The organism is Erwinia sp. STN24 (genome assembly GCF_041320675.1).
GTDB lineage: Bacteria > Pseudomonadota > Gammaproteobacteria > Enterobacterales > Enterobacteriaceae > Erwinia > Erwinia aeris.
Genome location: NZ_JBGGPM010000002.1, coordinates 59,345 through 71,888 on the forward strand (window position 1 = coordinate 59,345; position 12,544 = coordinate 71,888).

The 12,544-nt window shown below is 54.1% G+C and carries 8 protein-coding genes; 4 read left to right on the plus strand and 4 right to left on the minus strand.

Translation table 11 applies throughout. From position 1 onward, the window contains the following. Window positions 1–302 precede the first annotated feature (302 nt). Complete coding sequence (fur, locus tag ACA373_RS10480) at window positions 303–746, plus strand: ferric iron uptake transcriptional regulator (protein ID WP_253454897.1); 444 nt, start codon at window positions 303–305, stop codon at window positions 744–746. A 56-nt stretch (window positions 747–802) separates the two neighbouring features. On the opposite strand, the gene ACA373_RS10485 is transcribed toward fur, so the two are convergent. The 4 genes from ACA373_RS10485 to nagE form a co-directional block, all read right to left on the minus strand. Next, entirely contained in the window at window positions 803–3,460 is a 2,658-nt protein-coding gene (locus tag ACA373_RS10485) for a beta-N-acetylhexosaminidase (RefSeq protein WP_370734483.1), read from the minus strand. 102 nt (window positions 3,461–3,562) lie between these two features. Then, window positions 3,563–4,966 carry an OprD family outer membrane porin gene (locus ACA373_RS10490; RefSeq protein ID WP_370734484.1) on the minus strand — a complete coding sequence of 468 codons (1,404 nt, stop codon included), beginning with the start codon at window positions 4,964–4,966 and terminating at the stop codon, window positions 3,563–3,565. A 255-nt stretch (window positions 4,967–5,221) separates the two neighbouring features. Further along, window positions 5,222–6,889: a glutamine--tRNA ligase gene (gene glnS / locus ACA373_RS10495; protein ID WP_253454899.1), complete on the minus strand. Its 1,668-nt coding sequence runs from the start codon at window positions 6,887–6,889 to the stop codon at window positions 5,222–5,224. Window positions 6,890–7,030: 141 nt separating this feature from the next. Then, a complete protein-coding gene (gene nagE, locus ACA373_RS10500) occupies window positions 7,031–8,977 on the minus strand; it encodes a PTS N-acetyl glucosamine transporter subunit IIABC (RefSeq protein ID WP_370734485.1) in 1,947 nt (648 codons plus the stop codon). 321 nt (window positions 8,978–9,298) lie between these two features. Between nagE and nagB the strand changes: the two genes are divergently transcribed. From nagB to ACA373_RS10515, 3 genes are read left to right on the plus strand one after another with little or no spacing between them, the layout of a single operon-like run. Next, the gene (nagB, locus tag ACA373_RS10505; RefSeq protein ID WP_301729841.1) at window positions 9,299–10,099 is read left to right on the plus strand and encodes a glucosamine-6-phosphate deaminase; all 801 of its coding nucleotides are present in this window, start codon (window positions 9,299–9,301) and stop codon (window positions 10,097–10,099) included. Window positions 10,100–10,140: 41 nt separating this feature from the next. After that, window positions 10,141–11,289, plus strand: a complete 1,149-nt coding sequence (gene nagA / locus ACA373_RS10510) for an N-acetylglucosamine-6-phosphate deacetylase (protein ID WP_253454903.1) — start codon at window positions 10,141–10,143, stop codon at window positions 11,287–11,289. A gap of 7 nt (window positions 11,290–11,296) precedes the next feature. Beyond that, window positions 11,297–12,517 carry an N-acetylglucosamine repressor gene (locus tag ACA373_RS10515; RefSeq protein ID WP_253454904.1) on the plus strand — a complete coding sequence of 407 codons (1,221 nt, stop codon included), beginning with the start codon at window positions 11,297–11,299 and terminating at the stop codon, window positions 12,515–12,517. Window positions 12,518–12,544 lie beyond the last annotated feature (27 nt).

The window sequence follows — 12,544 nt, forward strand, 5'->3', positions numbered from 1 at the left end:
CTATAGAAGTGATAGATACATATTTGTAACTTTTACCGTCAAAACGGTAGAATAGCACTGCTCCGCCTCCGCTTCTGCGGCGCCGAAAACCAGGCAGAGCGAACTGACAACCCAGCGTAAATGGGTGCTTGCTTTTCCGGACGTAACGACTTCTTATCCTTACATCCCCTGATGGTTTTGCATCTCCGCTGTGGTTTCTTCAAGGCATCGGTTCTATAATGAGACGCTCAGCTTTTGCGTCGACCGATGCTCACGGCTTCTCAGCCACTTAGTGACCAGCAAAGTAACAGGACAATATCCGCATGACTGACAATAACACCGCATTAAAGAAGGCCGGCCTGAAAGTCACGCTTCCTCGACTGAAAATTCTGGAAGTGCTTCAGGAACCAGAGTGCCATCACGTCAGTGCGGAAGATTTGTATAAACGCCTGATCGACATGGGCGAAGAGATTGGCCTGGCGACGGTTTACCGCGTTCTGAACCAGTTTGACGATGCGGGCATCGTGACCCGTCATAACTTCGAAGGCGGCAAGTCCGTGTTTGAACTGACCCAGCAGCAGCATCACGATCACCTGATCTGCCTGGACTGCGGCAAAGTAATCGAATTCAGCGACGAGTCTATTGAATCCCGCCAGCGTGATATTGCGACGAAGCACGGTATCAAACTCAGCAACCACAGCCTCTATCTTTACGGTCACTGCGCCACCGGCGACTGCCGTGAAGACGACACGCTGCACGATAAGTAATCGATTTCAATAAAAAACCGGCGATCGCTCGCCGGTTTTTTTTGCCTGCGCCCCGCCTATTTCAGGCTTTCCACGCGGCTGAAGCGCTTGCCGTCGCTACTGACGGCGCGGATCAACACCTCGCCGGAAACCGACGGGCGGGCGCTGTCATGATAGCGCTGCCAGCTGTTGCCACCGTCCAGCGAGTAGTCAATAGCCACGCCCGGCAGGGCGATATTGGCTGCCAGCTTGCCCGCGACAAGACGTGCGCCCGGCTGCGGCAGACGATAGTGGATCCCGGCTTTATCCATTTTCGGCAGCTCGCGCTGGCCCAGCAGGTTTGCATAACGCTGCCAGTCCTTATTCAACGCCGCCCGATCGACATGCCGCGTTTCGCCGCCTTTATACTCACGTCCGGCCTGGTAAGTCTGCTCCCAGGCAGCACGATGCCAGCCGCGCTCCGCCACGGCCAGCGCGCGTGGGAAAATCATCCATTCCATCTGCTCGTCGGTACGTACGGTTTCGCTCCAGAGCTGGGCTGAAATCCCATACACGCCCGGCCAGGGCTTATCGGATTTAGCATCAAAGAAGTTACCGTCGCGATCCACCGATGTCTCTGCATTCTGCGGCATATTGTCCGGCGCGAAGCTGAACATTTTGCGCTCGTCGTTGAAGCGGGTGCCCCAGTAATAGCCTCTTTCCAGCGGATTGACCTCATAAGGGAAATCCATATAAAGGTAATCCGGGTTGGAGACGGTGACTTCGTAGCCTTTGTTAGCCCAGTCGTTAACGGTGTCAAAGCCGCCCCAGAAAAGCGTGTCCCAGAAATTAACGCCGATGCGCCTGGTCGCAAAGTCTTTAGCGCCCTTCGCATCCTTCAGGCCATCCTGCCACGCCTGCATCTTTTCAATACCGTGCGCGTTTACCCGCTCGCTGACCTTTTTGCCAAAGTAGCTGGGCAAATGATCCATATCCGCGACCTTGCCCGATTTCACCAGTGCCTGACAAACCTGCGATTTCGCCCAGGGTTTATCTTCCTTACTCAAATCGACCCTGCCCTTGCCCGCTTCGGGACTGGCCGCATCGGTATAGCCAACGCCCAGGCGGATGTTTTTCGCCTCGTCGCCGCCAAAGTGCCAGGTGGTCAACGGCGCGCCGGCCGCCTGATGCATCGCCTGGATTTCGCTAATCACCTTATCAACAAAACGCATGGAGGATTCCAGGCACGGATTCAGATAGCTGGTGCGATCGTAAAACTGTACGGAGGTGGTGTTCGAAGTATCGGTTGGATCGACCAGGCGATACTCGTTTGCCTCTTTGGTCTTACCCTCTTTCATCAGCCGGTTGTAGCGGGCTTCCATAGAAATCACCGCCGCCCTGGCATGAGCAGGCATATCGATTTCCGGGATGACTTCGATGCGGCGCGCTTTGGCATAGCGCAGGATAGCAATGTAGTCGTCGCGGGTCAGATAGCCATTGCCCTGCGCGTCGGCGAAAGGCCCGGATCCCAGCTGCGGCAGCAGACAGCGCTGCTCCGTCAGATCGTGGCAGCGTCTGGCACCAATATCAGTCAGCTCCGGCAGGCCGGGGATCTCAATACGCCAGCCTTCATCATCGCTCAGATGAAAATGGAATTTATTGAGTTTAACCGCCGCCATCTGATCCAGCAGGCGCAGCACCGCCTCTTTGCTGTGGAAGTTACGGCCGATATCGAGAAAAATACCGCGATAGGCCATGCGGGGCGCATCGGTGACGTCCAGGGTAGCGATCTTTTGTTCGCCGCTGGCCGACAGCAGCGACAGAATGGACATCATGCCGTAGTAGATGCCCGCCTCGTCAAAACCTTCTACCTGTGCTTCCTGCGCGCGGATGCTCAACCTGTAGGCGCCGGAAACCGCCTCTTTGCCCGTGAAAGCGGCGGGTGCAAGCCTGCTTTTAATCACGTAGCCCTGCCCATTTTCTGCCAGACCCAGCAGCGCAAAACGATCCCTTACCGCTTCTGCAGAATCGGCGTTAAGCCCGGTCAGCTCGAACTGCACGCCCCGGCTTAAATCGGCATCTTCCGCATGAAGGGTAGTATGCAGCGGCGTCGGCAGGATCTGTCCGCGCAGCGCTTCGGCAGCGAGCTGCGCCGTATCACTGTTTTTTTCAAAGCGGCTGACAGGCGTCATCAACACGTTGCGATCGTCGGCCGTCCGCTTCCAGTAGTTATCCATTGGCGAGACAAACGAGGTCAGATCTTCCGTATCGGTGCTGGCAATGATTTTAGGCTGGGCGTTTTCAGAAGTAACGTACCAGCGCGGCATCACGTCCGTGATAAACAGCTGCCAGTATTCGTTAACAATGGGAATATCCACCGATTCACCGGCGGCGAAACCCTTGAATTTTTCGGTTGGCTCCAGCCGCGTCAGATCGCCTACCACATGCACCATGCGGAACTGGTCGTTGTCCACCCGCAGCGTCTGACGAATATTGGGCAGCCAGATAACCCAGTCTTTACTGGTTAGCGCTTCGCCGGGGTTAGTTAAGGTAATCGTTGCCCGATTGCAGGAGGCCCAGTCGGCCCCCAGCGCGGCACAATCAACGCCGTGCAGCGCGGCATGGTTATCGTTAACGGTATACTTTACGCCAAACTGGCTGATTTGATCGACGACGCGTTGATCCGCAACGGCGCTGCCGCTGGCCATCGCCATCATCAGCGCTGTCGCCACCAGTGTTAATCTCACTTTTTTCATCTCTTTCCTCATCCGCTAGTTAAATTTTTTGCCGTTAGCGGAAAAGCGCTTATTCCCCGTCTGATGCGCTTTTGCCGCGGCCGGGTCTGGCAGCATGGGGCATCAGAACACGGTGAAAGGCGCGATCACGGTCAGCCTCACGTCCTTCTCATCCTGGAACATATTGCCGTAGCCGTTGCTGAAGCTCGGGATATCAGAGTGGTTTTTGTAACGGGTATAGTGCAGGTTGACCTGCGTATCTTTGGCGCGACCATGCTGTACCGTGTAGCGCAGATCCATGTTCCAGGCGGATTCGCGGCGGCGCATGCTTTGATCGTAAATCGGATCCGTGGACGGACGGGCATCCCAGCCGTAAGCGTAAGAAGTACCTACCGCCCAGCCCGGCATTTGCCAGCCTTTCAGGTCATACATCACTCCTCCATACAGCGCCTTCTGCCCGTTGGCGTTAAAGTCGCTGCGGGAATCCCACCAGACGTCGTTACGTCCGTTGGAGGTCGCCCCTACCGGCGTCATGCGCGCCAGAAAAAAGCCCTGGTTGCCGTGGGCTTTTACCATGGTGCCCTCAACGCGAAAATCGAACGGGCCGGTTTTGTAGTTCAGCGTCACGGCCTGTAGCCAGGCCAGGCCATCATAAACATTATTGATATTGTTTACGCCGCCCTGTTCCTTATTACGCGCGCCGTAAAATTGCCAGCTGGTATGCAGATCGTTGCCGGCAACAGGAAACGCCCACGACACTTTGCTAAAATACTGCTCCATATAATTTTCGGCCTGGCCCAGCGCCCCTTCCAGCACCAGTTTGTTTTTAAAATCGTACTTTATTCCGATGGAATGAAGATATTTTATTTCAGTTTTTAAATCGGGTTTACGAAAATTATACATTTTACGATACCAGGGCGCTTTATATTCATCCGTCCACATATAGGAGAGGGAAAGCGCGCCCGCATTGTCAAAATCATAAACCGAGCCGGCTTCAAATCCGCGATAGGTGCCGGGTACAAACCCCCATTGCGGCGCGATTAATGTTTGTCCCTGCGGCTGAATATAACCGGCTCTTAACCAATAATTATCATGCTTCAGCTTAATAGCGGCTTTATAAAAGGAAGCACCGTCGGCGTCGCCATCAAATCTTTCGTCCCAGCGGCTTTTTGCGTTGCTGAAAGCAATTTCATTCGGCGCGGCAGGCCCGGTTCCCGCCAGCTGTAGCGAACCATTCACGCCCAGCTCTATACCAATAAAATCGGCCGCATAGCCTGAAGAGAAATCGAGGCTGCCGTTAAAAGTTGAATGGTGAAGATTTTCTGTGTACTGGCCATACTTATTATGAACCGGATCCATCTCTTTTCTGTCGCGTTGCCGCTGCCAGTAATAAATACCGCCCGTCAGCGTCGAGTCATCAATAAACCCGGCGGCGGAAGCAGCAGGAACATAAAAGTTTCCGGCAAGAGCAGATCCGCAGGCGACAGCCATCGCCAGCGCTTTTCGCGCTAAATTAACAGAGTGCATTGAGAAATCCTTCTCGAAAGAAATATAAACAATAAATAAATAATCGTAAAATATAAAAAATAACAAACAGTAATTAACCGACTGCGCGCTGATTATATTTACTGGTGAGGCAGCTGGCAATTAATAACAATTATTGTCGTTGTAAACTATGATGCAAAACAGGTTGTATTATATTTGTTTTTTAGCCGTTAAGCAGATTAATATATTATCCAAAAAAAAAGCAGCCTGAAGGCTGCTTTTTTATTAAATTATGACTTATTCACCGCTTTTAGCCCAGGTATCGCGCAGGCCTACCGTGCGGTTAAACACCAGATGGCTGCTGCTGGAGTAAACGCTGTCCGCGCAGAAATAGCCTTCACGCTCAAACTGGAACGGACTGGACGCTTCGGCAGCCTTCAGGCCAGGCTCGACAAAGCCCTGACGGATAACCAGCGAGTCCGGGTTGATCGTGGTCAGGAAATCCTCGGCGCCGCCAGGATTCGGCACGCTGAACAGACGATCGTAAAGACGAAACTCGGCCGGCAGCGCATGCTCGGCGGATACCCAATGGATAACGCCTTTCACCTTACGGCCGTCAGCCGGATCTTTACTCAGCGTATCGACGTCGCAGGTGCAGAACAGGCAGGTGATGTTGCCTGCTTCATCTTTAGCCACGCGCTCGGCTTTGATAACGTAAGCGTTACGCAGACGAACTTCTTTACCCAGCACCAGACGCTTGTAGTGCTTATTGGCTTCCTCACGGAAATCCGCACGATCGATATAAATCTCACGGCTGAACGGCACTTCACGCGTTCCCATCTCCGGCTTGTTCGGATGGTTCGGCATGGTGATGATTTCTTCATAGTTGGCCGGCAGATTCTCGATCACCAGCTTAACCGGATCGAGAACGGCCATAGCACGCGGCGCGTTTTCATTGAGATCGTCGCGGATACAGGATTCCAGCGAGGCCATCTCAACAATGTTGTCCTGCTTGGTGATACCAATGCGACGGCAGAACTCGCGGATCGAGGCGGCCGAATAGCCGCGACGACGCAAACCGGAAACGGTCAGCATGCGCGGATCGTCCCAGCCTTCCACGATTTTTTCGGTTACCAGCAGGTTCAGCTTGCGCTTGGACATGATGGCGTATTCAAGATTCAGGCGCGAAAACTCGTACTGGCGCGGATGCGTCGGGATGGTGATATTGTCCAGCACCCAATCGTACAGGCGACGGTTGTCCTGGAATTCCAGCGTACAAAGCGAATGCGTAATGCCTTCCAGCGCGTCGGAAATGCAGTGGGTAAAGTCATACATCGGGTAGATGCACCACTTGTTGCCGGTCTGATGATGTTCGGCAAACTTGATGCGATAAAGCACCGGATCGCGCATGACGATAAAGTTAGAGGCCATATCGATTTTGGCACGCAGGCAGGCGCTGCCCTCGGCGAATTCGCCGTTGCGCATTTTCTCAAACAGCGCCAGGTTCTCTTCTACGCTGCGATCGCGGTACGGGCTGTTTTTACCCGGCGAGGTCAGGGTGCCGCGATACTCACGGATCTGCTCCGGCGACAGCTCGTCTACATAGGCCAGGCCTTTATTAATCAACTCAACAGCATAGTGATGCAGCTGGTCAAAATAGTCAGAGGAATAACGGACCTTGCCGCTCCATTCGAAGCCCAGCCACTGTACGTCACGCTTGATTGATTCGACATACTCCAGGTCTTCTTTGACCGGGTTAGTATCGTCAAAACGCAAATTACACTCGCCCTGGTAATCCTGAGCGATGCCAAAGTTCAGGCAGATTGATTTGGCGTGACCAATGTGCAGATAGCCGTTCGGCTCCGGCGGGAAGCGAGTATGCACGCTGGTGTGCTTACCGTTCGCCAGATCTTCGTCGATGATCTGACGAATAAAGTTAGTTGGGCGGGCTTCAGCCTCACTCATCTTAATATCCTCTGGAATACTTTAGTGCGTGAAATAACGGAGTATGATCCACAAAGCCGTTCAGGGAAACAACCGTTTGTTAGCGTATCGCATAAAAAAGGGCGGGAATCGCTTCCCGCCCTCGTTTTTTTACCGCTGCCGTCAGCCGGTAATTTCGCAAAGTGGACTTTCGCCCGCAATGACGGTATCGCCTGCAACCAGCCTGATACCGCTAAAATCTTCAATATTGGTGACCACGACCGGACTGATCATCGATTTCGCATGGCTGTTAAGCCAGGCCAGATCCATCTCCAGAATTGGTTCACCCGCTTTAACCTGCGCGCCCTCTTCTACCAGCCGCGTAAAGCCCTTTCCTTCCAGCGCGACGGTGTCGATGCCCATATGCACCACCACTTCCAGGCCTTTTTCCGTTTCCAGACAGAAAGCATGGTTGGTGTTGAAGATTTTCAGGATGGTGCCGCTGGCAGGCGAAACCACCGTACTGCCGGTTGGCCTGATGGCTACGCCCTCGCCGACCGCCTTGCTGGCGAAAGCCTCATCCGGCACCTGCTCCAGCGCCACAACTTCTCCGCTTACCGGCGCCAGCAGCGTTTCAAGCACGCCCTTTGCAGCAGCAGCCGGTGCAGGCGGCGTGGTTGGCGCGACGGTCGCGGCGACGGTGCTGACCGCAACTGGCGCAACCGGCCCTTTGGCAATGATTTTTTTCATCGTCTCCGCTACGGATTCCGCTTTGGCACCGATAATAACCTGAATGGTTTGCTTGTTCAGCTTCACCACGCCCGAAGCGCCCAGACGCTTACAGGCCGCATCGTTTACCTGCGCGGCATCTTTTACGGAAAGACGCAGGCGGGTGATACAGGCATCAATAACGTCCAGGTTTTCCGACCCGCCGACGGCGGCAATATAGTGGCGGGAAAGCTGTTCCAGCCCCTCTTCCGTGTTGCTGTTAGCCTCTTCCTCCGGCTGCACGGTCGCATCCTCACGGCCCGGCGTTTTCAGATTCATCATGCGGATAACCGCGCTGAACAGCGCAAAGTAAACCACAAATGCGATAGCGCCCATCACCAGCAGCACCCAGACATTGCTGCTGGCCGCCGGCAGGTTATACATCAGCACATAGTCGATTGCGCCCGCAGAGAAAGAGAAACCGGCATGGATACCCAGCGCCGTCGCTATATAAAGGCTAATGCCCGTCAGGATGGCGTGGATCAGATAAAGCATCGGCGCCAGGAACATAAACAGGAATTCCAGCGGCTCCGTCACGCCGGTCAGGAAAGCGGTAACCGCCACCGAAAGCAGCATACCGCCAACCATAGGACGACGCGCTTTCGGCGCGGCCATATACATGGCCAGCGCAGCGCCGGGCAGGCCAAACATCATGATTGGGAAGAAGCCGGACATAAACATGCCCGCCGTGCCGTCGCCCGCATAGAAACGGTTGATATCGCCATGGAAAACGGCGCCAGCGGCGTTGGTGAAATCGCCAATCTGGAACCAGGCGATGGTATTCAGTACCTGATGTAAACCCGTTGGGATCAGCAGGCGGTTAACGAAACCGAAGACGCCTGCGCCAAACGCGCCAGCCGAGACAATCCACTCGCCGCCCGCATGAATGGCGTTTTGCACTGGCGGCCAGACGTAGCCAAACACAGCGGCCAGGATCAGACAGAAGAAGCCGGTTGCGATAGGAACGAAACGCTTGCCGCCGAAAAAGCTGAGAAAATCGGGCAGCTTGATATCCGCCCAGCGGTTATAGGTGGCGCCCGCTACCAGGCCAGTCACGATCCCCGCCAGCACGCCCATATTGATCGCCGGATTAATGGTGATCATCGCTTTGGTCAGAATAAAGTAGCCCACGGCGCCTGCCAGCGCAGCGGCGCCTGCGTTATCTTTAGACCATGTAGAAGCCACCCCGATAGCAAAGATTAATGCCAGATTGTCAAAAATCGCCCCGCCAGCCTGCGCGATAAACGGCATATTCAACAGATCGGGCTGACCAAAGCGCAACATCAGCGCCGCCACTGGTAATACGGCTATCGGTAGCTGTAAAGAGCGCCCCAGCCTTTGAAAGAACCCTAAAATATTCACTATTCCCCCTATGAGAGCCGCCAGGCGCCCGTTGTGCAGTTTTTATTGAGCGGACTGCTCTGAATGACACCAATCATTATTCGACGCAGTGTAAGGAAAAATTAATTCGCTGCGCAAATTAAAACCATAGCATTTGTGATATTTATCACCAAAGAAGCTATTTTAACGCGGTTGATGCTGGCGAACCCCGCCTACTTATTTTATGATGAAAAAAATGATCGTGGTGCTGTTTCGCGCCCGTTACTGATTATGCAGATTACGCTTACTACAGTGAAACCGGTGTAAAATATTTCCTTAAATTGCTTATAACGAGGTAAAAAAATGAGATTGATCCCTCTTACGACGCCAAACCAGGTCGGTAAATGGGCCGCCCGCCATATTGTAAACCGTATCAACGCGTTTCAACCCACCGCAGAGCGTCCGTTTGTGCTGGGTTTACCCACGGGCGGCACGCCGCTGGAAGCCTATCGTCATCTCATTGAAATGCATAAAGCGGGCCAGGTCAGCTTTAAACACGTCGTTACGTTCAATATGGACGAATATGTCGGCCTGCCGAAAGAGCATCCGGAAAGCTATCACAGCTTTATGTACCGCAACTTTTTCAATCACGTTGATATTCAAAGTGAAAATATCAATCTTCTTAATGGCAACGCGCCTGATATTGACGCAGAATGTCGCCAGTATGAAGAGAAAATCCGCGCTTACGGTAAAATTCACCTGTTTATGGGCGGCGTAGGTAATGACGGGCATATCGCTTTTAATGAACCCGCTTCATCGCTGGCTTCCCGTACCCGTATCAAGACGCTGACGCACGATACGCGCCTGGCGAATTCCCGCTTTTTTGACGGCGACGTCAGCCAGGTACCGAAATATGCGCTGACCGTTGGCGTGGGCACGCTGCTGGACGCGGAGGAAGTGATGATTCTGGTGACGGGACACCTGAAAGCGCAGGCGCTGCAGGCAGCCGTCGAAGGCAACGTTAATCATATGTGGACCATCAGCTGCCTGCAGCTGCATGCCAAATCGATCGTGGTTTGCGACGAGCCCGCGACGATGGAACTGAAAGTGAAAACGGTTAAATATTTCCGCGAAATGGAAGCGGAAAATATGGAAAATCTGTAACTCATCTGCACAAGGCTATCGGCGCTGGCCGGGAGAAAATTATGTATGCTTTAACCCATGGCCGTATCTTTACCGGCTACGAAGTACTGGATAATCACGCCGTCGTCATCGCCAACGGCCTGATTGACCGTGTCTGCAGGCTGGAAGAGCTGCCTGCGGATATCACCCGGCGTGATGTAAACGGCGCGCTGATTGCTCCCGGCTTTATCGATTTGCAGCTTAACGGCTGCGGCGGCGTGCAGTTTAATGATGATATCGCCGCTATCAGCGTTGAAACGCTGGCGATTATGCAAAAAGCTAACGAGAAGTCGGGCTGTACCAGCTTCCTGCCGACGCTAATCACCAGCAGCGACGAGCTGATGAAACGCGCGGTGGAAGTGATGCGCGCTTACCTGGCGCAAAACGCTAACCAGGCGCTCGGCCTGCATCTGGAAGGCCCCTGGCTGAATCCACTCAAAAAAGGCACGCATAATCCGGCGCTGATCCGTCCCCCGGAAAAAGCGATGGTCGATTATCTGTGTGAAAACAGCGATGTGATTGCCAAAATCACCCTGGCACCGGAACAGGTTGATTCTGCCGTGATCCGCCAGCTGCATCAGGCGGGCATCGTGGTTTCCGCTGGCCATTCTTATGCCACCAGCGAAGAGGCGCGCCAGGGTATTGCCGCCGGCATCAGTTTTGCCACCCATCTGTATAATGCTATGCCGCCGTTGACCGGCCGTGAGCCAGGCTTAATCGGTACGCTTTTTGACTCGCCCAACGTCTACTGCGGCATCATCGCCGACGGTTTACACGTCAACTACGTTAATATTCGTAATGCAAAACGCCTCAAAGGCGACAGGCTAATCCTGGTCACCGATGCCACCGCGCCGGCGGGCGCGCAGATTGACCAGTTCATTTTTGCAGGAAAAACAATATACTATCGGGATGGACTCTGCGTTGACGAAAACGGCACGCTCAGCGGCTCTGCGCTGACCATGATTGAAGCTGTCGCGAACAGCGTCGAACATGTCGGTATTGCGCTGGATGAGGCGATCAGGATGGCAACGCTGTACCCAGCCCGCGCTATGGGTGTAGAGGATAAGTTAGGTTCCGTCGAAGCCGGAAAAGTCGCGAACCTGACGGTGTTCACCCGTGACTATCAAATAATCCAGACTGTCGTTAATGGTGACGAAGTCTTAAGCGAGTAGAAACTGAATGACCACTGGCGGCCAGGCTCAAATAGGAAATGTCGATCTTGTTAAGCAACTCAATAGCGCGGCCGTTTACCGGCTTATCGATCGGCAAGGCCCTATATCGCGCATTCAGATTGCCGAACATAGCCAGCTAGCGCCCGCCAGCGTCACCAAAATCACTCGCCAGATGATAGAGCGCGGCCTGATCAAAGAAGTGGATCAGCAGGCCTCTACCGGCGGCCGCCGCGCTATCTCTATCGTCACCGAAACCCGCGGCTTCAATACTATCGGCATCCGTCTGGGCCGCAATGACGCCACGCTTACCCTGTTCGATCTGAGTGGAAAAGTGCTGGCGCAGGAGGACTACGCGCTGCCGGAACGCACCCAGGAAACGCTGGAACATGCGCTGTTCAACGCTATCGCCAGTTTCTGCGAGCAGTATCAGCGCAAGCTGCGCGAGCTGATCGCCATCGCCGTTATCCTCCCAGGTCTGGTCGATCCTAATAACGGCGTTATCCGCTATATGCCACATATCGCGGTTCATCACTGGCCGCTGGTCGCCAATCTGCAAAAGCGTTTCAACGTCACCAGCTTTGTGGGTCACGATATCCGTAGCCTGGCGCTTGCCGAGCACTATTTTGGTGCGTCTCGCGACTGTGCTGACTCGATTCTGGTGCGAGTCCATCGCGGGACGGGCGCAGGCATCATCACCAATGGTCATATCTTTTTAGGCAGTAACGGCAACGTGGGCGAACTGGGCCATATCCAGGTCGATCCTTTGGGCGAGCGCTGCCACTGCGGCAATTTCGGCTGTCTGGAAACCCTGGCGGCCAACAGCGCGATAGAAAATCGCGTCCGTCATCTGCTTACCCAGGGTTATCCAAGCACGCTGACGCTGGATGACTGTCTGATGCCGAAAATTTGCAAGGCCGCCAACCGCGGCGACGCGCTGGCAGCCGAAGTGATAGAATCCGTCGGACGCCACTTAGGCAAGGCGATCGCTATCGCCATTAATCTGTTCAACCCGCAAAAAGTAGTGATTGCGGGCGAGATCACTGAAGCAGATAAAATCCTGCTGCCCGCTATTGAAGGCTGTATCAACACTCAGGCGCTGAAAGCTTTCCGCCAGAATTTACCGGTGGTGCGTTCTGAGCTCGATCATCGTTCTGCCATAGGCGCTTTCGCGCTGGCAAAGCGTGCCATGCTTAACGGCATCCTGTTACAACATTTAATGGAAAGTTGATGAGCGCTCTAACCCTGAACGACAGCG